The 22,528-nt window shown below is 71.8% G+C and carries 22 protein-coding genes and 1 pseudogene; 16 read left to right on the forward strand and 7 right to left on the reverse strand.

All coding sequences use genetic code 11. The features are described from left to right. The first annotated feature begins 226 nt into the window (after positions 1-226). The 6 genes from Ari01nite_RS28455 (at position 227) to Ari01nite_RS28485 (ending at position 5,231) form a co-directional block, all read left to right on the forward strand. On the forward strand, positions 227-556 hold the full coding sequence (locus Ari01nite_RS28455) for a WXG100 family type VII secretion target (RefSeq protein WP_239163096.1): 330 nt from the start codon (positions 227-229) through the stop codon (positions 554-556). A 23-nt stretch (positions 557-579) separates the two neighbouring features. Beyond that, positions 580-876 carry a WXG100 family type VII secretion target gene (locus Ari01nite_RS28460; protein WP_203785267.1) on the forward strand — a complete coding sequence of 99 codons (297 nt, stop codon included), beginning with the start codon at positions 580-582 and terminating at the stop codon, positions 874-876. Between the two features lie 316 nt (positions 877-1,192). Then, a complete protein-coding gene (locus Ari01nite_RS50125; RefSeq protein WP_239163097.1) occupies positions 1,193-4,021 on the forward strand; it encodes an SseB family protein in 2,829 nt (942 codons plus the stop codon). Continuing rightward, positions 4,018-4,383, forward strand: a complete 366-nt coding sequence (locus Ari01nite_RS28475) for a UCP033725 family protein (RefSeq protein ID WP_203785268.1) — start codon at positions 4,018-4,020, stop codon at positions 4,381-4,383. Before Ari01nite_RS50125 ends, Ari01nite_RS28475 begins: the two co-directional genes overlap by 4 nt. A gap of 86 nt (positions 4,384-4,469) precedes the next feature. Further along, entirely contained in the window at positions 4,470-4,955 is a 486-nt protein-coding gene (locus tag Ari01nite_RS28480) for a hypothetical protein (RefSeq protein ID WP_203785269.1), read from the forward strand. A gap of 69 nt (positions 4,956-5,024) precedes the next feature. Beyond that, positions 5,025-5,231, forward strand: a complete 207-nt coding sequence (locus tag Ari01nite_RS28485; protein ID WP_203785270.1) for a hypothetical protein — start codon at positions 5,025-5,027, stop codon at positions 5,229-5,231. 1 nt (position 5,232) lies between these two features. Here the strand turns inward: Ari01nite_RS28485 and Ari01nite_RS28490 are convergent, their stop codons facing one another. The 4 genes from Ari01nite_RS28490 to acs all read right to left on the reverse strand — a co-directional run bounded on the left by Ari01nite_RS28490 (position 5,233) and on the right by acs (position 11,361). Beyond that, the gene (locus Ari01nite_RS28490) at positions 5,233-6,147 is read right to left on the reverse strand and encodes an alpha/beta fold hydrolase (RefSeq protein WP_203785271.1); all 915 of its coding nucleotides are present in this window, start codon (positions 6,145-6,147) and stop codon (positions 5,233-5,235) included. A 35-nt stretch (positions 6,148-6,182) separates the two neighbouring features. Continuing rightward, positions 6,183-6,377, reverse strand: a complete 195-nt coding sequence (locus Ari01nite_RS28495) for a hypothetical protein (RefSeq protein ID WP_203785272.1) — start codon at positions 6,375-6,377, stop codon at positions 6,183-6,185. 398 nt (positions 6,378-6,775) lie between these two features. Next, positions 6,776-9,106 (reverse strand): immune inhibitor A domain-containing protein, encoded by a 2,331-nt coding sequence (locus tag Ari01nite_RS28500; RefSeq protein ID WP_203785311.1) that lies wholly within the window; start codon positions 9,104-9,106, stop codon positions 6,776-6,778. A gap of 245 nt (positions 9,107-9,351) precedes the next feature. Next, the gene (acs, locus tag Ari01nite_RS28505) at positions 9,352-11,361 is read right to left on the reverse strand and encodes an acetate--CoA ligase (protein ID WP_203785273.1); all 2,010 of its coding nucleotides are present in this window, start codon (positions 11,359-11,361) and stop codon (positions 9,352-9,354) included. Positions 11,362-11,580: 219 nt separating this feature from the next. On the opposite strand from acs, the gene Ari01nite_RS28510 reads away from it, so the two are divergent. After that, positions 11,581-12,312 carry a Fic family protein gene (locus Ari01nite_RS28510; RefSeq protein WP_203785274.1) on the forward strand — a complete coding sequence of 244 codons (732 nt, stop codon included), beginning with the start codon at positions 11,581-11,583 and terminating at the stop codon, positions 12,310-12,312. Positions 12,313-12,339: 27 nt separating this feature from the next. Further along, on the forward strand, positions 12,340-12,813 hold the full coding sequence (locus tag Ari01nite_RS28515; protein ID WP_203785275.1) for a PH domain-containing protein: 474 nt from the start codon (positions 12,340-12,342) through the stop codon (positions 12,811-12,813). Positions 12,814-13,783: 970 nt separating this feature from the next. Here the strand turns inward: Ari01nite_RS28515 and Ari01nite_RS28520 are convergent. Next, entirely contained in the window at positions 13,784-14,578 is a 795-nt protein-coding gene (locus Ari01nite_RS28520; RefSeq protein WP_203785276.1) for an HAD family hydrolase, read from the reverse strand. Positions 14,579-14,889: 311 nt separating this feature from the next. Then, positions 14,890-15,249, reverse strand: a complete 360-nt coding sequence (locus Ari01nite_RS28525) for an STAS domain-containing protein (RefSeq protein WP_203785277.1) — start codon at positions 15,247-15,249, stop codon at positions 14,890-14,892. Positions 15,250-15,485: 236 nt separating this feature from the next. Here Ari01nite_RS28525 and ssd point away from each other — a divergent pair, with 236 nt between their 5' ends. From ssd to Ari01nite_RS28565, 8 genes and pseudogenes are all read left to right on the forward strand, one after another. Beyond that, on the forward strand, positions 15,486-16,553 hold the full coding sequence (gene ssd / locus Ari01nite_RS28530; protein ID WP_203785278.1) for a septum site-determining protein Ssd: 1,068 nt from the start codon (positions 15,486-15,488) through the stop codon (positions 16,551-16,553). Continuing rightward, a complete protein-coding gene (locus Ari01nite_RS28535; RefSeq protein WP_203785279.1) occupies positions 16,550-17,743 on the forward strand; it encodes a TadA family conjugal transfer-associated ATPase in 1,194 nt (397 codons plus the stop codon). The genes ssd and Ari01nite_RS28535 overlap by 4 nt, the downstream gene beginning before the upstream one ends. Then, positions 17,740-18,336, forward strand: a complete 597-nt coding sequence (locus tag Ari01nite_RS28540) for a hypothetical protein (RefSeq protein ID WP_203785280.1) — start codon at positions 17,740-17,742, stop codon at positions 18,334-18,336. Before Ari01nite_RS28535 ends, Ari01nite_RS28540 begins: the two co-directional genes overlap by 4 nt. Then, positions 18,333-18,527: a hypothetical protein gene (locus Ari01nite_RS28545; RefSeq protein ID WP_203785281.1), complete on the forward strand. Its 195-nt coding sequence runs from the start codon at positions 18,333-18,335 to the stop codon at positions 18,525-18,527. The genes Ari01nite_RS28540 and Ari01nite_RS28545 overlap by 4 nt, the downstream gene beginning before the upstream one ends. A 5-nt stretch (positions 18,528-18,532) precedes the next feature. Beyond that, positions 18,533-19,258, forward strand: a complete 726-nt coding sequence (locus Ari01nite_RS28550) for a type II secretion system F family protein (protein WP_438872237.1) — start codon at positions 18,533-18,535, stop codon at positions 19,256-19,258. 124 nt (positions 19,259-19,382) lie between these two features. Next, the gene (locus tag Ari01nite_RS28555) at positions 19,383-19,511 is read left to right on the forward strand and encodes a DUF4244 domain-containing protein (protein ID WP_438872238.1); all 129 of its coding nucleotides are present in this window, start codon (positions 19,383-19,385) and stop codon (positions 19,509-19,511) included. Further along, positions 19,508-19,873: a TadE family type IV pilus minor pilin gene (locus Ari01nite_RS28560; RefSeq protein ID WP_203785283.1), complete on the forward strand. Its 366-nt coding sequence runs from the start codon at positions 19,508-19,510 to the stop codon at positions 19,871-19,873. Before Ari01nite_RS28555 ends, Ari01nite_RS28560 begins: the two co-directional genes overlap by 4 nt. Then, positions 19,870-20,145: pseudogene (locus Ari01nite_RS28565) on the forward strand (Rv3654c family TadE-like protein); the annotation flags it as partial. The gene Ari01nite_RS28560 and the pseudogene Ari01nite_RS28565, both read left to right, overlap by 4 nt. A 62-nt stretch (positions 20,146-20,207) precedes the next feature. Here the strand turns inward: Ari01nite_RS28565 and Ari01nite_RS28570 are convergent. Then, positions 20,208-22,520 carry a DEAD/DEAH box helicase gene (locus tag Ari01nite_RS28570; protein WP_203785284.1) on the reverse strand — a complete coding sequence of 771 codons (2,313 nt, stop codon included), beginning with the start codon at positions 22,518-22,520 and terminating at the stop codon, positions 20,208-20,210. Positions 22,521-22,528: the final 8 nt, after the last annotated feature.

Genomic DNA, 22,528 nt, shown 5'->3' on the forward strand with positions numbered 1-22,528 from the left:
AGGACCTGACCGTCACCGGTAGGGGGTGGCGGGTTATCCACAGGTTTGAAATTCGGGGTTCCGGCCTTTGAACCGGATGGCTACCGTCGTCGTTCGAGGGTGAAAGAAGAGTGGTCACCGCGTACGGCTGCCCCCCACGGTTGGTGCGGACGCGTTAACGTGGTGGCTCACGTCGATGTGCCGTCCATTAGGGATCGGGTCCGTCGGCGCCGAATATGAAAGCGGGGTGACGTCCGGGGTGGCCCAGACGCAATCAGATGCCGCGGTGATGGCGAGTGTCGCCGCGAAATTCGACAGCACCAACGACTCGCTGCAGTCCATGCTGTCGACGCTCATGTCCGAGCTGTCGGCTCTCGGCGGCACCTGGAAGGGTCTCGGCGCGACCGCGTTCGAGCAGGTCAAGACGCAGTACTCGACCGACCTCAAGGCGCTCAACCAGGCCCTGTCCGAGACGGCCCAGTCGATCCGTGAGTCCGGCAAGGGCTACACGGCGGTCGACACCGACCAGGCCGCCAACGTCGCCAGCACCGGCGGCAATTTCCAGCTGCCGCTCTAGGGCTGAGACGGGAGGAGAAAAATATGGCAGGCGACGGGGTTCTTCTCGTCAATTTCGGCGCGCTCCAGCAGGCGAGCGCCGACATCAACAAGGGTGTGAGCACCCTCCAGAGCCAGCTCGATCAGCTTGAGCGCGACGCGGCTCCGCTGATCTCCGAGTGGGACGGCGAGGCCAAGGAGGCCTACTACGTCCGCCAGGAGACGTGGCGCAAGGCTTCGGCCGAGCTGACCCAGATCCTGCAGAACATCAAGGGCGCGGTGGACCGGGCGTCCGAGGATTACCTCACCACCGAGAAGCAGGCGACCCAGCGCTTCCAGTAAGCGCAGCTGCACACGGACGGTTAACGGTCGGCTCAGCCCTCGGCGGTTGCACCGACCGTTTCCGTTTGGTCCGTTCTTGCGTGTTAAGTGTCCCCCGATCGCGTACTGGCCCAGAGTGTCCGGGAAGCTACGATCGGTGTTTGAATGATCGCGCCTAGCAATCGATACGGGGTTGTCGGTATGCTCCCGGCGACCATCCGAGGGCGCCGTACACCCGACTTGCCAGTCAGCGCACCGCCGCCCATTGTGATCGCCGCCTGACCTTGTAGGTTGTACGCGTTGAGATGGCCTCGTCGCGCGGTGGGGAGAGGTGGACGTGTCCGAGTGGGAACCGGCTACGGACGCCGAGGTCGCCATGCGGGATGCCCTGCGCACGGACGACCAGGAGACGTACTTCCGTATTCTGTCCGGCGTTGACCTGCTGTTACCGGTGTCCGCCGACGCCTTGGCGGGCCTCGCGCCGCTGGGCTGGGGCACCTGGAGCACGGGTGGCCGCACGCATGTGCTGGCCTTCACGTCGACCGCGGCGCTACAGGCCTGCCTAGCCGACTACACCGGCTCGGCCCGCCGGGTGCCGTACGCGGAACTGGCCAACACCTGGCCCAACCTCGAGTGGTGGCTGGCGGTAAACCCCGGCCTGCCGATCGAGGGCTACCTGCCGGCCTGGTTCGTGGCCCAGCTGTCCCGCGGTGACCTGCGGCTGCCCACGCGCGGCCCCGGCCGCGAGAAATCGCAGGCGAACCGCATCCAGGACCTGCACTCGGCAGCGCTGGCAGCCAACGCGGCAGCCGCCCAGAAGGAAGAGGCCGCGGCGGCCACCTATGGCCAGCCCGTCAGTGCCTCGCCTGCCGGATACCCGGTGGCCGCCTCCTCGGCACCGCCGGGCAGCCCGGCGCTGCCCGGGCATGAGCAGCCCAGCAGCGGCGCGCCGGCCGGCTACCCCGGCGCTGCCGCATACCCTGCCGCTTCCTATCCGGGTGGTGGGTCGGCCGGATACACCGGCTCGGCGCCCGCCGCTTACGCTCAGGCGGCCGGCGCCGGCTATGCGCAGCCGACCAGCGCCCCGCCGGCAAGTTACCCGCCGCTCGGCAGCGCCGCCGCGGCCGGATACCCGCAGCCCAGCAGTGCTCCGCCGGCCGGTTATCCGCCGCCGGGCAGTGTGGCCGCGGCCGGCTATGCGCAGCCGAGCAGTGCCCCGCCCGCTGGTTACCCGGCGCTGGGCAGTGCCGCCGCGGCCGGTTATCCGTCGCCCAGCGGTTCTGGCTACTCGCCGCCCAGCACTGCTCCGCCGGCTGGTTATCCGTCGTCCGGCGGCGCTGCCGCGGCCGGATACCCGTCGCCCGGCAGTGCGGCTGCCGCCGGATATCCGCAGCCCAGCAGTGCCCCGCCGGCCGGCTACCCGGTCAGCAGCGTGCCGCTCGGCGGCGCGCCGGCCAGCTACGCCCGGGCCGCCGCGGCCGCCGGTCAGCCGCCCGGGTTCCCCGCCGCCGACGAGGAGCAGCGGCCCGCCGACCCGAAGCCCGGCCAGGTCGGCCCCGGCGGCCTGCCGCTCCGGTCGCCCGGCGGCGTGCTGCCCAGCGGTCTGCCCTCCCGCACTCCCACCTCGGCGCCGCCGCCCGAGGTGCCCGCCGCCCTGTCGCCCGAGGTGCCCACCGCCTACCGGCCGCCGTCGGTGCCGGCCGGTTCCGGCTGGTCCACCGACCCGCGGGCGGCGACCGGCGGGCTGCCGGTGCGCACCCCGATGGCGAACACCCCGCCCGTCCCGGAGCACCTGACCGGGCAGCACCCGGGCGAGCCGGACCAGCGCTGGGGCCGCCCGGGCGCCGAGATGCCGGCGTCCACGTACCAGCCCAACGCCTTCCCGCAGGGGCCCGCCTCGCCGCAGGCCGCCGCGGCCCAGCGCACCGCCCCGGCGGATCCGCGCTCCGCCCCGGCGGATCAGCCGGGGCCCGGCTTCGGCAGCCCGCTGCCGCGCCGGCAGGCCACTCCGGCCAGCGAGCCGGCCCCGCTGACCTCGTTCCCAGCCTTCAAGACCCCGGCGGAACGGTCCGTCGGCGGCCCCGCCGCTCCGCCGGTCATCCCGGGTTCGCCGGGCAGCGACCGACCGGCTCGGCTGGGGGCGCCGCCGCTCGAGGTCCGCACCACCGGCGTGCCGCAGCCGAGCGCGCGTGCCCTGCCGCCGGCGCCTCCGTTCGTTCCGGCAAATGATGTGGAACGCGATCTGCACGACGCGGCCGACGGCGGCAGCACCGACCAGTTCCTCTCGACGCTGCTGCTGGCCACCGTGCTGGTGCCGGTGGCGCACCACTCCCGGCCGGGCAGCGCGCCCGGTGAGTCGGGCTTCGCGTTCCGCACCGAGCAGGTCGAGGGCGAGCAGTTCCTGGTCGTCTTCACCAGCAAGGACCGGCTGGCCGAGCACTTCGCCGAGCCGACCCGCACGGTGAGCGTCCGGTTCCTCGAGCTGATCCGGAACTGGCCCGACCCGGCCTGGTCCTTCTCGGTCAACCCGGGCACCCCGGTCGGCGCCAAATACCCTGGTCCGCAGGTCATCGCGCTGGCGAGTTGGGCCGCCGAGGCCGGCCTGGGCGCCGATCCGGTCGATCACGCCGACGAGGCGCTCGCCCCGGTGCCCGCGCCCGAGCCGGCCAGCGACGACGCCCAGCACGCCACGGTCATGCAGAAGACGCTGCCACCCGAGCAGGTCGACTACTACCTGGAGCGCGGCTACGACCGGGTGGCCGGTTTCGTGCACCGCGCCACCGAGGTCGAGCACCTGCATACCCCGGCCGAGTTGTTCGGTGCGCTGGGCCTGACCTACCACGGTTCGCCGCATCAGCCGGACGCCAAGGAGGCGTACGTGCTGCGGTGGCCGGCCTATCGACCGAGTCTCTACCGGATCCCGTACGGCGGCCAGAACGAGCAGGCGCTGCGCGCGATGGACGGCTGGGTGATCGAGCGGGCGCCGTTCCGGGGCAACGGTTTCGCCCCGGGCGAGGGCCGCGACGTGATCGCCGAGTTCAAGGTGGACAGTGTCCGTCTGCCGCACGGCGCCCAGCTGTGGCGCATCGACGCGGACGGCGCCGAGCACATGGTCGCCATCTTCGACAATGACGGTCCACTGTGGCGCCGGGTGGGTGAGCAATGATTCGCGACGGCTACGTGGTCACCTGGCAGGGCCGGGAGTACGACGCGGTCCCGGACGCCGACAACGTGCGGGTGTACGCCGCCCAGCCGGCCGACGGCTTCGACGAGGTCAAGCCCGGCCGCTACGTGCGCGTGCTCAGCCCCGACGAGTACGACGACCTGGTCTACGTGCGCACGGTCTGCTCCTGGCGCGGCGCACCGTTCCTGGTCCTGGCCGAGGCCGACAACTGGTTCCGCCTCGAGTACACCGGCGGCCGCGCCCCGATAGCCCGGCAGATGGGCCTCGAGGAGTTCGACTTCGGCGTCTACCAGGCCTGGGCGCCCGCCCACGAGATCAGCGATCTGATGGAGCAGCGGATCTGACCACGCGGCACGCCCGCTACGAGGCCGTCTCGGCCGGGCTGGCCGCGCTGGACGACGACGAGTTCCGGTCCCTGTTCGACGCGGACGTGGCCGGTCAGGCCACCGGCGTCGGCGGCCGCACCGGGACGGCGCTGTTCGACGGCAGCCCGGTATTCGTGAAGTGGGTGCCGCTCACCGACGGGGAACGGCAGCGCTCCGGCTCCACCGCCAACCTGTTCGGCCTGCCGCTCCACTACCAGTACGGGATCGGTTCGGCCGGCTTCGGCGCCTGGCGTGAGCTGGCCGCGCACCGGATGACCACCGAGTGGGCGCTGAGCGGCCGGTATGCCGGCGTCCCGCTGCTCTACCACTGGCGGATCGTGCCGCGGGTGCCCGCGCCGGACCCGGATGACGTGGACCGGTGGGGACGTGGCTGGCGGCCCGGAGCGACCCGGAGGCTGTGGCGTTCGTGGACCGGTCCGTGCGGGAGGGCGTGGATTTTCTGGCCGGGCAGGGGCTGGTGCACTTCGACGCGCACTTCGGCAACCTGCTCACGGATGGCGAGCGGGTCTATTTCGCGGACTTCGGCCTAGCCCTGCACACGGGTTTCGGCCTGACGCCGGCGGAGTCCGGCTTCCTGCGCCGGCACGCCGGCTACGACCGTGCGTTTCACCGTCACTCACCTGAGCCAATGGCTGATCTGCCATGAGCTCGGGGTGCCGTGGGACCGGGCGCTGGACATGCTCTGCGGTCCGCTCGACCTCGACGGGCTGCCGGACGGCGTGGCGGCGCTGGTTGCCCGGCACGCGCCGACCACGGCCGTGATGGCCCCGTTCTGGCGCGGCCTGCTGACCGCGCCATCGACCTGACCTAGGACGTCTTGAGCCAGCGCAGCACTTCGCCGGTGATCACGTCGGGCGCCTCCTGGTGCAGGAAGTGGCCGGCGTCCGGGATGAGGCGCCATTCGTACGGTGCGATGACGTAGCGGCCGGAACCCTGCGCGGTGCGCGGCAGCGTCGCCGTGTCGAGTGCGCCGTGCAACTGGAGCGTCGGCGTGATCAGCGGGTGCTGCATGAGCTTGACGAACCGGTAGCCCTGTAGGCGCAGCGCGCTGCGGGCCACCCAGCGGTACGCCTCCAGCGCGCAGAACGCCGCCTGCGGGATCTGGATGGCATCGCGGCAGCGGCGCACGTAGTCGGCGAACTCCGGGGTCTGCCTCCACTGGGGACTGGACCAGCGGGTCATCAGCTCGCCGACCAGCGCCGCGTCGTCGCGGGTCAGGACGTGTTCGTATCGTGGCACCTGGAAACGCAGGATGGTGGCGGACGCCGCGAGCTGGCCGCGCGGGTCGGCGAAGAGTGCGGCTCGCAGGCGTAGCGGATGGGCTGCGCCCAGCACCACGAGGCGGCTCACCAGCTTGGGGTGGAAGGCCGCGGCGGCCCACCCGATCATGCCGCCGGCGCCCGAGCCGACGATCATCGCGTTGCGCTCGCCGAGGGCGCGGATCAGGCCGGTGACGTCGGCCGCCATGGTGTAGCCGTCGTAGCCGCGCGGGGGCTTGTCGCTGGCGCCGTACCCTCGCAGGTCGATCGCGACGGCCCGGAAGCCGGCGTCGGCGACCCGGGTCATCACGTCGTGCCAGGCCCACCAGAACTCGGGGAAGCCGTGCAGGAACAGGACGAGCGGGCCGGCGCCGGCCTCGACCACGTGGAAGCGGCTGCCGTTGGCCCCGACGAAACGATGCGTCCAGGGGCCCTCCACCAGGACGCACGACTCGTCAACCATGCCGTCCAGCCTATGCGGTGGGTGCTAATCCGTGGTCATCGCACCGGTTCGACGGCCACGATCTCGACGAATCTGCCGGGGCCGCAGCTGATGCGTACCAGGGCAGGTTTGGTGTTGATCTTTATGCGGTCGCCCTTGACCAGGGTGATTCCGTCGCCGGAGTACAGCGCGTACTGCGTACCGTCGTCGGTGGTGAGGCGGTAGCACGGACCGGAACCGCCGGCAGTCACCGTGCCCACCACCCAGCTGGTCTTTTTGATCGTGTCGGTGGGGTCGCGAGGCGGACCGGACGGACGCCGATCGACCGGAGGTGACGAGCTCGGGAGACTTGTCGGATTTGTCGCGCGCGGAGGCAGGGAAGACGGCGCGGCGGAGGGGGCCGGCGGGGAGGAGGCAGGCGCAGAGGAGGGCGGGGTGGCACCCGCGGGGGGCGCGGCAGCGGGTGAGCCGCCACAACCGCCGGAAACGGCCACCAGAGCCACCGTAGCGGCACAAATCGCCATCCTGCGAATCATCCGAACCCCTCCTGAAGCCGAACCGATAGGACGCGCCAGAGACCGCACCCGTTCCCCGAAACGAGCCGGCGCCCGGGGAGCGACTCCCCGGGCGCCGGCCTGAACCGGAAGGGTCAGAGCACGCCGACCGTCATCGAGGTGCCGTTCTGGCTGAGCACCGCGATCTTGACACCGAGACCGGGCAGCTTGACGCCCTGGTTCGGCAGTTCCTCGTAGAAGTACTTGCCCTTGTCGTTGAACAGCGGCGACGGCGGCAGCGGACGAACCGGCGACGCCTTGCCGTCGACGTGCAGCAGCATGCCGTCGGTCGGGGTCAGGCCGAACGGAGCGTCGTAGACCTGAATCCGGGACCGGAACGGAACGCCGTTGACGTTGTTGAACGGCTTCGGGTGCGCGTCGACGTAGAGGTTGCGGCCCTCACCCGGGTGCACGTTCGTGTTGTTGTCGGCCTGCGAGGTGTCCCAGTACGAGATCAGCAGACCGGTCTGGTAGTTGTAGTGCTCCACCCAGTCCGGCTTGGTGGAGACCCAGCCGAAGTTGTACGGGCCGGTCTTGAGGTACCGGTCGTACGACACGTAGCTGCGGTTACCCGCGATGTAGTAGTGCGGGTGCTGGCTGGTGACGCTGGAGCCGACGATCGAGAAGCCGTCGAGTGCCCAGGTCGTGGTGCCCTCGGCGCCGTCGGCCAGCACGGTCGCGCCGTCCGCCGTGATGGTCAGCTCGTCGCCGAAGAAGCCGCCCGCCGAGACGCCACCGTCGGTCAGGTAGTGCAGCCGGAACTGGATGGCCTGGCCCGCGTACGCGTTCAGCGGGATCGCGATGTTCGCCCAGGCACCGCCCGAGCTGCCGGTCAGGGCCGGCTGGCCGCTGCCGTCCACCGGGAGCGCGGCACCGTTGACCGTGCCGTTCAGCTTGGTCCAGGTCGTCCCGCCGTCGGTCGACGCCTCGAAGTAGAGGTAGTCGTAGTCCTCCTCGATCTCGTACCGGCCCTGCAGGGTGACCGCACCGCTGGTCTTGCCGGTGAGGTCGACCGCGTGGGTCAGCGCGTTGTTGAGATCGTCGGCGTTGCCGGAGAAGAACTGCTTGGTGCCCGCGGCCGGTGCGCCCAGGTCGCTCGTGACCGTCTTCTGGCCGAGGTCCACCACCACCGCCTGCGGCTTCTTGGTGTTGTACTCCTCCGGGCCCAGGTTAACGAGCTTCTTCTTGCCGGCCTTGACCGTGGTGTAGTTCAGCCAGCCGAGCTGCAGCTTGTTCCACGCGCCCAGGTCGCCCGGCTTGGTGCCGATGGCCTGGTCGCCGGCCGCGCCGAGGCGGCTCTGCGCCATCAGCGTCCAGTACTCGCTGTTGTTGTCGCCGCCGCCGCTGGTGTCGTAGTCGTCCGGCAGGCCGAGGTCGTGGCCGTACTCGTGGACGAAGACGCTGAGGCCGCCGTTCTCGGGCTGGATGGTGTAGTCACCGATCCACACGCCGGTGTTGCCGATCTGGGTGCCGCCGAGCAGGTTGCCGGACGGGCCGGTGCTGCCCTGGCCGGTGTAGAAGGCGTACCAGCGGTGGCTCCAGACGGCGTCCTCACCCTGCTGCGGGTCGCCGTCGGCCTGGTCGCCGCCGGCGTGCACGATCTGGAAGTGGTCGATGTAGCCGTCGGACTCGTTGAAGTTGCCGTCACCGTCGAAGTCGTACCGGTCGTACTGGTCGAACGACTTGACGTCCGCGGTCACCTCGGCGAGTGTGCGGCCGGCCGCGAGCTGGTCGGCGACCCACTTGTTGGCGGCGTCCTTGACCAGCTCCCAGACGTTGGAGCAGTTGCTGCTGCCGCACAGGTCCCGGCCGTACCGGGCCTCGTTGTAGTTGACCTTGACCCAGTCGGTGACCTGGCCGTCGACCGTGTACCGGCCGGACGACTGGGTCTCGAAGTAGGTCTTGACCGACTCGACGTTCTTGCCGGTGCCGAAGTACAGGTCCTGGTAGTAGTCGGCGGAGTAGTCCGCGCGCCAGTTGGTCGAGTTGTCCTTGGTGCGGTCCGGCTGCGGAATCGCGTTGTGCAGCGGGCCTTCCCAGGTCGACGGGCCGGGGGTGTCCGGGTCGTAGTCGATGTCCGGGTAGTCCGGGTGCCGCTCGTTGCCGAATTCGGCCAGGATCACGAAGATCCGGTCGGTGCGCTCACGGCTCAGCTCGACGTACTGGTCCTTGCCGCCCCGCTTGCCGCCCCGGGTGTGCCCGACCTTGAGGACCGAGCTGCCGTTCTTGGTCACCGCCTGGGCCCGGCCGCTGACCACATCGGACACCGCCTGCGTCCGCAGGGCGCGGCGTTTGTCCTCGAGCGGGTTGGGCAGGTCGTCCTTGGGCAATGCGCCCGGTTCGCCGGACTTCGCCGCCGGCGCCGTGTCAATTGGTGGTGCCGCCTGGGCCACCGTCGGGAGCATTACACCGACGCTGGTGACCATCGCGGCGCCGAGCAGTCCTGCGACTACTTTGCGCACCACGCATACCTCCGCATATGGGCCGGGCGCGGGGGTGCTGCCCGGCATGAATCAGCCCCGTGTTCAGGGGCTAGCGGTAAACGTATGCAAACGCACCGATGGCATGGAAGACCTAGAAAAATCGATAGCCATTGGTTATGTGTTATGGCCCGGACATAGCACGAGAAGAGGGCCGGCGAAATATCGCCGGCCCTCTCGGATTACATCGTTCAGTCCTCCGGTTTTGCGCCCTTCATCCCCTGCGAGATGAGATCCATGACCGCCGAGTCCTGCAGGGTCGTGACGTCGCCGAGCGAACGGTGCTCGGCCACGTCCTTGAGCAACCGCCGCATGATTTTGCCGGACCGGGTCTTGGGCAGCTCCGGCACCAGCATGATCTGCCGCGGCTTGGCGATCGGCCCGAGCGTCTTGGCCACGTGGTTGCGCAGTTCGGCGGTGAGTTCCTCGCCCTTGTCGCCCGCGGTGTCCACTTTGCCGCGCGGGATCACGAACGCCACGATGGCCTGCCCGGTGGTCGGGTCGGTGGCGCCGACGACGGCCGACTCGGCCACCGACGGGTGCGACACCAGGGCCGACTCCACCTCGGTGGTGGAGATGTTATGGCCGGAGATCAGCATGACGTCGTCGACCCGGCCGAGCAGCCAGATCGAGCCGTCGTCGTCCCGTTTTGCGCCGTCACCGGCGAAATACACCCATTCCTTACCGCTGCTCGCTGTGACGGCATCTCCCTGCCCAGCCCCGGCGCCGAACCGGGACCAGTACGTGTCGATGAACCGCTTGTCGTCGCCCCAGATGGTGCGCAGCATCGACGGCCACGGGTCGCGCAGCACCAGGAAGCCACCGCCGCCGTTCGGCACCGACTGGGCCGTGTCGTCGACGACGTCGCCGGAGATGCCCGGCAGCGGGGTCATGGCCGAACCCGGCTTGGCGGCGGTCACCCCCGGCAGCGGCGAGATCATGATGGCGCCGGTCTCGGTCTGCCACCAGGTGTCCACCACCGGGGTGCGGTTGCGGCCGATGTGCTCGCGGTACCACATCCAGGCCTCGGGGTTGATCGGCTCGCCGACGCTGCCCAGGATGCGCAGCGACGACAGGTCGTACCCGGCCGGCAGGTCGTCGCCCCACTTCATCATGGTGCGGATCAGGGTGGGTGCGGTGTAGAGGATCGACACCTGGTACTTGTCGACGAGCTGCCAGAAGCGGTCCCGGCCCGGGGTGTCCGGCGTGCCCTCGTACATGACCTGGGTGGCGCCGTTGGAGAGCGGCCCGTAGACGATGTAGGAGTGCCCGGTCACCCAGCCGATGTCGGCCGTGCACCAGTAGACGTCGGTCTCCGGCTTGAGATCGAAGACGGCGTGGTGGGTGTACGACGTCTGGGTCAGGTATCCGCCGGTGGTGTGCAGGATGCCCTTCGGCTTACCGGTGGTGCCGGAGGTGTAGAGGATGAACAGCGGGTGCTCGCTGTCGAACGGCTGCGCGGTGTGCTCCGGGCTGGCCTGCTCGACGGTCTCGTGCCACCACTTGTCCTTGTCGGTCCAGGCCACCTCCTGCCCGGTGCGCCGGATCACCAGCACGTTCTCGATGCTCGGGCACTTCGCGACGGCCTCGTCCACGGTCGGCTTGAGCGCCGACGGCTTGCCCCGCCGGTACCCGCCGTCCGCGGTGATCACGAGCTTGGCGTCGGCGTCCTGGATCCGGGTGGAGAGCGCATCCACCGAGAAGCCGCCGAACACCACGCTGTGCGTGGCGCCGACCCGGGCGCAGGCCAGCATCGCGACCGCGGCCTCCGGGATCATCGGCAGGTAGATGGCCACCCGGTCGCCGGCGCTGATGCCCAGCTCGGTCAGCGTGTTGGCCGCCTGGCTGACCGACTTCAGCAGGTCGGCGTAGGTGACCGTGCGGGTGTCGCCGGGCTCGCCCTCCCAGTGGATCGCGACCTTGTCGCCGTGACCGGCCTCGACGTGCCGGTCCACGCAGTTGTACGCGACGTTCAGCTCACCGCCGATGAACCACTTGGCGAACGGCGGGTTGGACCAGTCCAGGATCTCGTCCCACGATTTTGCCCAGCTGAGCCGCTCGGCCTGCTTCGCCCAGTAGGCGAGGCGATCGGCCGCCGCCTCGTTGTACGCATCCGCTTTGACGTTGGCGTTCGCCGCCAGCTCCTCCGGCGGCGGGAACTGCCGCGTCTCCGAGTACAGGTTCTCCAACGTCTCGCTCATGAGGGCGGCTCCTCTTAAATTCACGTCTGACCGGGGCTTCTTCGTTTGCAGATTAGTTCGGCCGGTGCGACCCGGCGATGTTTGCGGCCAAGGGCGCGCCCGATGGCCACGTGGGCGCGCTGGATGACCGGAACCTGCGTAGTACTGCGCGAATCATGCCATTAGTGAACCGATTCGCGCAGCAACCGTCGCGCCACTTTTACCGGCTACCGTGGTCGCGTGGATCCGCTAGCCCCCCTGCTCGACCTGGCCGACGTCGCTCCCGCCCTGGCCGCGGCCCGGGACCGGGTGGACGCCGCGATGCGCCACCGGGCGCTGCGCCGGCACGGCGGCCAGGTCGCCGCCGAGGTGAGCCTGCGCGCCGCGGTGGCCAGCGCCGCGCTCGAGGGCCACGCCTACGACCTGGACGACGTCCGGGCCGGCACGGTGACCGATCCGGTGCTGCAGGGCGCGCTGCGGGTCGCCGAGGGCGTGCCCGGCCTGGTCGACCTGTGGCCGCGCGCGCCCAGGCAGGTGCTGGCCAAGCTGCACGTGCTGGCCGCCCGCGGCGTGGTCACCCCGGACGACCTGGGCCGCTTGACCGCCGGCGCTGACCGGATCGACGCCCTGGCCGCGCTGGTGGCCGGAAACGAGCAGACCCCGCCGCTCCTGCTGGCCGCCGTGGTGCACGCCGAACTGATCACCCTGCGCCCGTTCGCCGGCCCCGCGGGCGTCGTCGCCCGAGCCGCCGCCCGCCTGACCCTGATCGGCCGCGGCCTCGACCCGCGCGGCCTGGTGGCGGCCGATGTGGGCCATCGCGACCGCGAGCCGGAATACGTCGGTGCCGCCGGCGCCTACGCCACCGGAACCCCCGACGGCGTGCGCTCCTGGCTGCGCCATTACGCCGCCGCGGTCACCGTCGCCGCCGACGAGATCACCCGCATCGGCGACGGCGTCCTCGCAACGGTCTGACCGTTGGCCCCTGCCATACTCCAAACCGTGGAGAGCAACTGGACCCGCCCCTACCGGCCCGGCATCGGCCGCTGGTTGGTGATCGTCTGGGAGGCGGCCGCGCTGGCGCTTTTCGCCTGGGCCACGATCCGCCAGTTCGACCTGACCGGCCACCACGTCACGCTGGTCGGCTGCACGATGGCGGCGCTCTGGGTGGTGGGCGCCCACCGCATCCTCCAGATGGGCGCCTACGTCGGCGTCACCGGCCTGCGCATCCACGGCCTGCTCCGCTCCCGCACGATGCACTGGCGCGAGGTGGCCCACGTCCGCCTGCACAAGGCGACCCATCGGGTGGGTCCCTGGGAGATCGAAAGCGGCATGACCGTCCTGATAGACCGCCACGACGGCTCCACGATCAACACTGAACTCTGGGCCCAGGGAGTCGACTTCCACTCCCGCCCCGGCGTTTTCCGAGCGGTCTACCACGAACTTCGCACAAGACACCAAAAAGCAACTTCATAGGTACGGGTAAAGCCAGGTCCCCGGAACAACGCCACGCTGGCTGCAACTCACTCTCCGCGCGCAGCCGCCGGGCTGTCCCGCGGGGCTCGGCTCCGCCCGCTCGCCGGCTCTCCGCTGCCCGACGCCCGCTGCCCGACGCCCGACGCCCGCTGCCCGACGCCCGCCGGACAGAACAGAGCCGGCGTCCCTTGAGGGGCGCCGGCTGTATGCCCGTCCAGACCGGGTTATCAAGCGTGCACCTGGGTCGTTGTCGACAGTCCAGAAGCCCGAGGGCTAAAGGTCCCGCCGCAACGTGCCTGCCGTGGCTGATCGCGCGTGGGTTCCCGGTGGCCGCGCACGAGACGCCGCTGCTTCCCCGAATTTCAAGGTCTCCCGGCAACCCGGGCTCTCCCAAAATCCAAGTCCTCCGCATCAGGCCTCGCCGTTTCTTTCTACGCCGCCGCTCCCTTGATCGCCAGGCCTTCCCCAGGCAAACCCGGCCTTTCGCATTAGTCAGACCAAACCCATCCACCCAGCTCACTCCCCACCAGCGCCACCCCCCGCCGGCATCAAATCGCCCACCGGCCGCCATGGCCCACCCGCCCTTGACGCGCGCCACCACCGCCGGCTGAGCTTGGTCCCGGCGCCACCGCCCCGGCCCGCACGAACTCGCCCTGCCGGTCGCCGTGCACGAACTCGTCCTGCCGGTCGCCGTGCGCGAACTCGCCCTGCCGGTCGCCGTGCGCGAACTCGCCCCGCGATCGCCGAGCATGGCACTCGCCGAGGCGTTTTGCCGATAAACGTCCGCCTTGGCCCTCGCCTGCGTCGCGACGTTGTCGATCTTCAGTTCGGGGATGGGGATGGCAGTAGATCGACAAGATCTGCCGAGGCGAGCCATCGGTGCCCGGTAAAGCGGTAATTATCGGATATGTTCCGGCAACACGGCGGTCACCGGTCGCCGAGTGGCACGACCGTGGCCGCCCGGGGGTGGCTAGGCGAGTGCGCGGCGGCGGTGGCGGGCGTAGAGCGCGAACCCGATCGCCGCGCCGACGCCCACGCCGAGTGCGGCCGCCACCGGGACCGCCGGGCGGTCGCGCAGCCTGCGGCCCAGGGCGATCGGGTGGCGGAACTCCAGGATCGGCCACGAGTTTTCGATGGCCGCGCGGCGCAGGGGGCGGTCCGGGTTGACCGCGCTCGGGTGGCCCACCGCCGACAGCAGCGGCAGGTCGCTGGCCGAGTCGGAGTAGGCGTAGCAGTCGGCCAGCTGGTAGCCGCGCTCGTCGGCCAGGGCCTGGACGCCGGTGACCTTGTTGGGGCCGGCGGCGTAGAACTCGATCTCGCCGCTGTAGCGGCCGTCGACGATGCTCATCCGGGTGGCGATGACGTCGGTGATGCCGAGCAGGTCGCCGATCGGCCTGACCATCTCCTCGCCGGACGCCGAGACCAGGACCACGTCGCGGCCGGCCTGCTGGTGCTCGCTGATCAGCGTGGCCGCTTCGGCGTACACGTAAGGGTTTATGAGTTCGTTGAGGGTTTCCGCGACGATCTGCTGGACCTGTTCGACCCGCCAGCCCTTGCACAGCGCGGCCAGATAGTCGCGGGTGCGGGCCATGGCCTGCTCGTCACCGCCGCCGCCGAGGCGGAACATCAGCTGTGCGTAAGCGGATTTGACCACGTCGCGGCGGCTGATCAGGCCGTCACGATAGAACGGCCGTCCGAAGGCCAGGGCGCTGGACTTGGCGATGACGGTCTTGTCGAGGTCGAAAAACGCGGCGCTGCGGCCCACGGGCCGAAAGTGTAGCCGGAAGTCGTTCATCGGCGCCGTCCCCGCCGCGCCGTGCGGGGGTCTCGGTGACGCGCTGTGAAAACGGTCAGAGCGGCAGCACCGCCGCAGCGAGTCACAATCGGTACTCGACGGTGCGGCTCCGGTGAGGCATGCTAGTGCTTGTTGCGACCGGGATTCACGTTGCTACGGCCGCTTTCCATCACCTGAACCCTCGGTGATTGCGCCCCCCGCGATCACCGAGTCGATTCGGCTCGACCCCCCCGGAGCCGAATCTTCGGACGGCCCCCGTCTCCCCCGACGGGGGTCGTTCCCTATGCGCCGGTGGCCTGGGTCGCCTCGGTGTCCGATACGGATGACTCGGCCAGGCCGAAGAAATCCGACAGGCCGGTTACGTCGAGTACACGGCGGAAGGCCCGCGTCGGGTTGATCACCAGGAACTGCGCCTCGGCGTCGTTGGCCGCCTTGTAACCCTCGATGAGTGCGCCTAAGCCGGTCGAGTCGATGAAGGTGGCGCCGCGCAACTCGACGCGGAGCACGGCCGGGGACCACTCGGTCACCGCTTCCTGCATGCAGCGCGCCAGGTCGTCGCAATTGGCGTAATCGATCTCGCCGCGCACGGTGACTGTGGCCGTGCCGTCGTCGTCAAGCCTGCGCTGGATCGCACTTTCCATGCCAACCCCATCAATCCGTGTCGGCCCAACATACCCAAGGCGCGCCCAATTCACTCGCCCGCGTGTCTGGTTCTGTCCGGATTCCGGCGGCCGCAAATACCAGATCGGGACGCCGGGAAGCCGTTATCCACAGGATTCCGAGTTATCCACAGGCAGGGAAGTTTCGCGTTGCCCGGGCCGTCCGGCCGCCGCGAAGGTGGGCGCCTCATCCGCCCGCCGCTCGCGTTGGAGTGCCGATGTCCGACCCGCGTCTGCCCCTCGTCGTCACCGCCGACGCCGACCTGCTCGACGATCTGATCCGGCTGGCCGCCGCCGGAGGCACCGAGGTCACGGTGGCTCCCGATCCGGCCGCGGCCCGCTCCCGCTTCACCTCCGCGCAGCTCGTCGTGATCGGCGCCGACCAGGTCGGCGCGTGCCTGCGTGCTCGGCTGCCGCGCCGTCCCCGGTTGTTCGCGGTGGCCCGGCAGAAGTTCACCGCCGACGTCTGGGAGGCCGCCCACCTGCTCGGTGCCGAAAATGTCTGCACTGTGCCCGCCGCCGAGCCGTGGCTGGTCGACCGCTTCGCCGAGCGTCCCGGCCGCCCGTACGGCCGCGTGCTGGCGGTGATCGGCGGCCGGGGCGGGGCCGGCGCCAGCATCCTGGCCGGCGGGTTGGCGGTCACCGCGGTCGCGGCCGGTCACCGCACCCTGCTGGTCGATGCCGATCCGCTGGGCGGCGGCCTCGACCTGCTGCTCGGCTGGGAGCAGGTGGACGGCCTGCGCTGGTCCGCCTTGGCCGAGGCGGGCGGCCGGGTGGACCCGCCGGCGCTGCTCAACGCTCTGCCGCATCGAGGCGACTTGGTACTTCTCTCGTTCGCCCGGGATGAGGCGCCGGCCGTACCCGGTGAAGCCATGGCCGCCACCCTGGACGCCGGCCGCCGGGGCCGCGACGTGATCATCGCCGACCTGCCCCGGCAGCTCGACGACGCCGCGGTGCTGGCACTCCAGGCCGCCGATCAAGCCGTCCTGATTGTCCCGGCCGAACTGCGCGCCACCGCGAGCGCGGCCCGGGTGGCCCGGATGGTGCGAGTCCATCGCGACGACCTGTCGCTGGTGGTTCGCGGCCCCTCGCCCGGCAGGCTCAAACCCCGGGAAGTGGCCTCGGCTCTGGGTCTGCCGCTGATCGGTTCGCTGCGTCCCGAGCCGGCGATGTGCCATGCGCTGGAGCGCGGCGAAGCGCCGGCCAACGCCGGCAAGGGACCTTTGGCCGAGCTCTGCCGCCGCCTCATTGGTGATCTCGTACGCGAGACCCAGGTGCCCGCATGAGCGAGTACGGGGGACTCGCCTCCTCGTTGCGGCAGCGGTTCGCGGTCGAGGGCGTGGAGGCAACGCCGGCCGCCGTGGTGCAGGCGGTGCGGCGGGAGACCGGTGCGGCGGCGCTGGGCGACACCGCCGTGCTGCGCCTGGCCGACCGGGTGCGCGACGAGCTGGTCGGCGCCGGCCCGCTGGCCCCGCTACTCGGCGACGTCGAGGTCACCGACGTGCTGGTCAACGGCACCCAGGTCTGGGTCGACCGCGGTGCCGGCCTGCAGCGGGCCGCGGTCGCCTTCCGCGATGCCGACGAGGTGCGCAGGCTGGCGCAACGGCTGGCCGCGGCGTGCGGGCGCCGGCTCGACGACGGGCAGCCGTACGCGGACGCCCGCCTGCCCGACGGCACCCGCCTGCACGCGGTACTGCCGCCGGTCGCCGCCGAGGGCCCGTACCTCTCGCTGCGCACCTTCCGGCAGCGCCCGTTCAGCCTCGGCGACCTGGTCGACCACGGCACGGTCGCGCCCACGGTGGCCCCGGTTCTGACCGCGATGGTGTCCGCGCGCCTCGCGTACCTGGTCACCGGAGGAACCGGAAGCGGCAAGACCACCCTGCTCTCGACGCTGCTCGGCCTGGTCCCGTCGACCGAGCGGATCGTGCTGGTCGAGGACGCGGCCGAGTTGCGCCCGGTGCACCCGCACGTGGTCGCGCTCCAGTCCCGCACGGCCAACGTGGAGGGTGCCGGTGCCGTGGGCCTGACCGACCTGGTCCGGCAGGCGCTGCGGATGCGCCCCGACCGGCTCGTGGTCGGCGAGTGCCGAGGCGCCGAAATCGTGGATTTGCTGGGCGCCCTCAACACCGGCCACGACGGCGGCGCCGGCACCCTGCACGCCAACACCCCCGCCGACGTACCGGCCCGGCTGGAAGCGCTCGGCCTGCTCGGCAGCCTGCCCCGGGCCGCGCTGCACGCCCAGGTGGTGGCCGCCCTCCAGGTGGTGCTCCAGGTGCGGCGCACCGATCGCGGCCGGGTGCTCGATTCGGTCAGCGTGCTGCTGCCGGCGGGCGAGCAGCGCCTGGCCACGGTGGTCCCGGCCTGGCGGCGCTCGCGTGGGGCCGGCCCGGGTGCCGCGGCCCTGGCCCGGCTGCTGGCGGTTCGCGGCGTAGCGGTCCCGGCCGTCCTGGAACCACCGGCGGGGGTGGGCGCATGAACCGGCGCGCGATCGGCCTGTCCGTCGGCGCTGCGGCCGCGCTGGCGCTGGTGGCCGGGGGACCGGTAGCCGGGGCGATCGCCGCGGCCTACGCCGGACTGGCGGGCCGCGCCCTCCTCCGCGTGCAGCGACAGCGCCAGGCCAAGGCGGCGAAGGCAGCGGCGTTGGACGACCTGTCCGCGCTGGCGGCCGACCTGCGGGCCGGCCTGCCACCCACGACGGCGTGGGCTGACAACTTCGGCCAGCCGCCGGGTCTTGAGCGGCTGGGGCGGCTGGCGGCGTCGGTGTGGCGGCTGGCCGAGCGGACCGGGGCGCCCGCCGCCGACCTCGTCGAGCGGATCGAGGCCGACGCTCGGGCGGCGGACCGGGCCCTGGCCTCGGCGGCCGCTCAGGCTGCCGGGGCGCAGGCCACGGCGCTCCTGCTGGCGGGGCTGCCGCTGGGTGGCATCGGGCTCGGGATGACGATCGGCGCCGATCCGGTACACGTGCTGCTGCGGACGCCGGTGGGTGCGGCCTGTGCTCTCGGGGCCGTGGTGCTCCAGTGTGGTGGCCTGCTCTGGGCCGAGCGCCTCGTCGCGGGAGTGGCTCGATGACGGCGGAGTGTGCGGTCGCCGCGCTGTTGGAGAGCGGCGGTCCGGTGCGGGTGTCGATGCGGCCCTGCTGTGTGCTGGCGCTGGTCGGGGGCAGGGCGCCGGCTGATCCGGAGTTGCGGGAGTCGTTCGTGTGCCCGGCGGCGGAACCGGCCGAGGAACTGCCGGCCCTCGGATCGGGAGTGCCGACGTGACGGTCCTGCTGGTCGCCGCGGCCGTGGTGCTGGCTTTGCCGGTGGGCTGGCCGGGAGGCGTACGACGGCGTCTTGATCTTGCCCTTGCCACGAAGGCAGATGTGCCGTCCCGGCCCGCCAAGCCGCCGGCCGATGAGGGACGCCGGTCGAGGCTGCTGCTCGCTGCGGTCGCCGGGCTGGCCATGGCGGGTCTGGTCGGTGGGTGGTTCGGCGTGCCGCTCGGGGTTGGTGCCGCGGTCGGGGCCGAGCGGCTTCTGCGGCGCCGGGAGCCGCCGGGGGTGCGCAAGGAACGGCTGGCCGCCTCGGCTGACCTGCCGCTCGGCGCCGATCTGCTGGCGGCCGCGCTGCGGGCCGGTGCGCCGCTCGACCGCGCGGCGGCCGCGGTGGCCGAGGCGCTGGGTGGGCAGCTCGGCGAACGTCTGCAGCGGACCGCGCGGTCGCTGCGGCTCGGTGCGGAACCCGCCGAGGCCTGGGCGCACCTGGCCGGGGTGACCGGTGCCGATCGGCTGGCCGCGGCGGCCGTGCGGTCCAGTGCCAGCGGCGGTGCGCTCGCCGGTGCGCTCGTCCGGCTCGCCGACGACCTGCGTGCCGACCGGGCCATCGCGGTGGAGCGGGCCGGGCAGCGGGCGGGCGTCCTCGTCGTACTGCCACTGGGTTTGTGCTTCTTGCCGGCCTTTCTGCTGGCCGGGCTGGTTCCGGTCCTGATCGCCGTGCTCGGTGACGTGCTCTGACCTCCGGGACTCGTCCCGGCAAACCGCGGCAACCGCCGCACCCACCCACAACCGAATGGAGAACCACGTGCACAGACTGATCGCGCACTACATCCGCCTGCGGACCGAGGCCGGCGACGCGGGGATGAGCACAGCCGAGTACGCGATCGGCACGCTCGCCGCGGTGGCGTTCGCCACCGTCCTGCTCAAGGTGGTCAACGGGCCGAAGGTGATGGCGGCTCTCAGTGCGGTCATCGAGCAGGCCCTGAAGTGACCGGGCGCCGGTGGCCCGGCCGCGATCGGGGATCGTTCACGGCCGAGCTTGCGGCCGGGCTGCCGGCGCTCATGCTGCTGCTGTTCGCGGGCCTCACGGCGGTGACCGGGGTGACCGCGAAGGGTCAGTGCGTGGACGCCGCCCGGGCGGGTGCGCTGGCGGCCGCCCGCGGTGACGACGCCCGGCAGGCGGCGGCCCGGGTGGCACCGCCCGGCGCCGAGTTCGACGTGGTGACCGGCGCCGATGCGGTAACCGCGACCGTGCGGGCCCCGGTGCGGCTGCTCGGGTCGCTGCGGGTGATCACGGTGGAGGGTACGGCGGTGGCGGCCCGCGAGCCCGCGACGATCGGCTGGACGGAGTGAGCCGCGACCGCGGGTCGGCGTCGATCTTCGTGCTGGCGGTGGGCCTGCTCCTGGTGGCGGCGGGTCTGGCCGGAGCGGCGGTGGGCGCCGCCCGGGTGGGGCGGCACCGGGCCCAGGTCGCGGCGGATCTGGCGGCGCTGGCCGGCGCGGCACGGGCGATCTACGGCGAGGCGCCGGCGTGCGAGCGGGCGATCGAATATGCCGTGGCGAACGGCGGCCGGCTGACCGCGTGCACGGTCGACGGCCTGGAGATCGTGGTCCGCGCCGAGGTCGAGGTCGAGCCGCTGCCGGGGCTGCGCCGGCGGGCCGGGGCGGTGGCGCGGGCCGGGCCGGTCTACGCCGCCGCGAGTGCGGCCAGCACCACGTCCAGGACCACGACGGCACCCGGCTTGTGCAGGGGATTGTTGCCGTTGCCGCACTTCGGAGACTGGACGCAGGACGGGCAGCCGGTCTCGCAGCCGCACGCGTCGATCGCCTCGCGGGTCGCGCTCAGCCACTCCGCGGCCGTGGCGTATGCCCGTTCGGCGAAGCCCGCGCCGCCCGGGTGCCCGTCGTACACGAAGACGGTCGGTGCCTCGGTGTCGGCGTGGTTGGCCGTGGACAGGCCGCCGATGTCCCAGCGGTCGCAGGTCGCGATCAGCGGCAGCAGGCCGATCGCCGCGTGTTCCGCGGCGTGCAGCGCGCCCGGGAAGTCCGGCGGCTCGACACCGGCCCGCTCCATGGCTCGCGGCGACACGGTGAACCAGACCGCGACCGTACGCAGCTCGCGGGCCGGCAGGTCGAGCGGCCGGGTGTCGAGCACCTCGCCGGTGCCGAGGCGGCGCCGCTGGTAGGACACCACCTGGTTGGTCACGTCGACGTCGCCCAGGAACAGGCCGACCGGGCCGGCGTCCACGTACGACCGGACGGCCACGACAGACAGGTCCGTCACATCCCGGGCGTGCGTGGTCCAGTCCGGCTCCTCGGCGTGCACCAGCGCGACCGCGTCGTCCAGGTCGAGGTCGTCCACCACGTACGTGCTGCCCTGATGCAGGTAGACCGCGCCGGTGTGCAGCATGACGTGCGACGACGCCGGGTCGACCGTGCCGAGCAGCCGGCCGGTGCCGGTCTCGACCACCGAGATCGGGGCGCCGCCGGAGCCGCGCAGGTCGACGTCGGGGCGGCCGGTGTGGGTCCAGTACCAGCCGGACGGGCGGCGGCGCAGCGCACCGGACGCGGTCAGGCCGTCGACCGCCTGGCGGGCCGGTTCGCCGCCGAACAGGTCGAGGTCGGCCGCGGTGATCGGGCCCTCGACGGCGGCGCAGCACAGTTGCGGGCCGAGCACGTACGGGTTGGCGGGGTCCAGCACGGTCGCCTCCACCGGGCGGCCGAACAGGGCCGCCGGGTGGTGCACCAGGTAGGTGTCCAGCGGGTCGTCCCGCGCGATCAGCACCGCCAGCGCCTCGCCGCCGGACCGCCCGGCCCGGCCCGCCTGCTGCCACAGCGACGCCCGGGTCCCCGGATAGCCGCAGATCAGCACGGCGTCCAGGCCGACCAGGTCGACGCCGAGTTCGAGCGCGTTGGTGGAGGCCAGGGCGAGCAGGTCGCCGTCGAGCAGGGCCCGCTCGATCGCCCGGCGGTCCTCCTTGAGGTAGCCCGCCCGGTAGGCCGCCACCCGGTCGCCCAACCCGGGCACCGCCTCGTCCAGCTGCCGGCGGGTCACCGCGGCCACCACCTCGGCGCCGCGCCGCGACCGGACGAAGGCGAGCGTCCTGGTGCCCGCCACCACCGCGTCGGTGAGCAGGTCGGCGGTCTCGCGCAGCGCGGACCGGCGGGTGGGTGGCAGGTCGTCCTGGTCCGGCGGCAGCAACGGCGGTTCCCACAGCGCGAACGTGGTGGCTCCGCGGGGCGACGCGTCCTCGGTCACCGCCGTCACCGGCAGCCCGATCAGCCGGGACGCCGTTCCGGCCGGGTCGCCCGAGGTGGCCGAGGCCAGCACGAAGGTGGGGTTCCCGCCGTACCGGGTGGCCAGCCGCCGGAGCCGGCGCAGCACGTGCGCCACGTGCGAACCGAACACGCCGCGGTAGGCGTGGCACTCGTCGATGACCACGTATGAGAGCCGGCGCAGGAACGTGGCCCACCGCGCATGCCCGGGAAGCACCCCATGGTGCAACATATCGGGGTTTGTCAGGATCAAGCGCGCATGCTGCCTGATCCACTCCCGTTCGTCGCGGCCGGTGTCACCGTCGTATGTGGCCGCGCGTACGCCCTCAAGTCCGAAACCCACGACGGCCCGCAGCTGATCCGCCGCCAGGGCCTTGGCCGGCGCGAGGTAGAGCGCCGTGGCGCGCTCGTCTCCGAGCAGCCGGCTGAGCACCGGCATCTGGTAGCCGAGCGATTTTCCGGACGCGGTCCCGGTGGCCAGCACGACATGGGTCCCCGCGGCCGCGAGCGACGCGGCCGTTGCCTGGTGCTCCCAGGGCGTCGCGATACCCTGCCTCCGGCAGGCGGCCACGAACTCCGGGGCCACCCAGTCGGGCCAGTCCGCGGGCCGCCCGGTCCGCGCCGGCACCCGCTCCACGTGGGTGACCGGCGAGTCCGCTGCGGACGACGACAGCCGGCGCAGCAACGCGGCCGGACCGAGGGCGGTGGACGTCACGCCGAGCACTCTGACAC

The organism is Paractinoplanes rishiriensis (assembly GCF_016862375.1).
Classification (GTDB): Bacteria; Actinomycetota; Actinomycetes; order Mycobacteriales; family Micromonosporaceae; genus Actinoplanes; species Actinoplanes rishiriensis.

Coding starts and splice junctions, on each gene's coding strand:
- Ari01nite_RS28460 (WP_203785267.1), top strand. CDS start 580: ATGGCAGGCGACGGGGTTCTTCTCGTCAATTTCGGCGCGCTCCAGCAG.
- Ari01nite_RS28475 (WP_203785268.1), top strand. CDS start 4,018: ATGATTCGCGACGGCTACGTGGTCACCTGGCAGGGCCGGGAGTACGAC.
- Ari01nite_RS28490 (WP_203785271.1), bottom strand. CDS start 6,147: ATGGTTGACGAGTCGTGCGTCCTGGTGGAGGGCCCCTGGACGCATCGT.
- Ari01nite_RS28500 (WP_203785311.1), bottom strand. CDS start 9,106: ATGGTCACCAGCGTCGGTGTAATGCTCCCGACGGTGGCCCAGGCGGCA.
- acs (WP_203785273.1), bottom strand. CDS start 11,361: ATGAGCGAGACGTTGGAGAACCTGTACTCGGAGACGCGGCAGTTCCCG.
- Ari01nite_RS28525 (WP_203785277.1), bottom strand. CDS start 15,249: ATGGAAAGTGCGATCCAGCGCAGGCTTGACGACGACGGCACGGCCACA.
- ssd (WP_203785278.1), top strand. CDS start 15,486: ATGTCCGACCCGCGTCTGCCCCTCGTCGTCACCGCCGACGCCGACCTG.
- Ari01nite_RS28535 (WP_203785279.1), top strand. CDS start 16,550: ATGAGCGAGTACGGGGGACTCGCCTCCTCGTTGCGGCAGCGGTTCGCG.
- Ari01nite_RS28540 (WP_203785280.1), top strand. CDS start 17,740: ATGAACCGGCGCGCGATCGGCCTGTCCGTCGGCGCTGCGGCCGCGCTG.
- Ari01nite_RS28545 (WP_203785281.1), top strand. CDS start 18,333: ATGACGGCGGAGTGTGCGGTCGCCGCGCTGTTGGAGAGCGGCGGTCCG.
- Ari01nite_RS28555 (WP_438872238.1), top strand. CDS start 19,383: ATGAGCACAGCCGAGTACGCGATCGGCACGCTCGCCGCGGTGGCGTTC.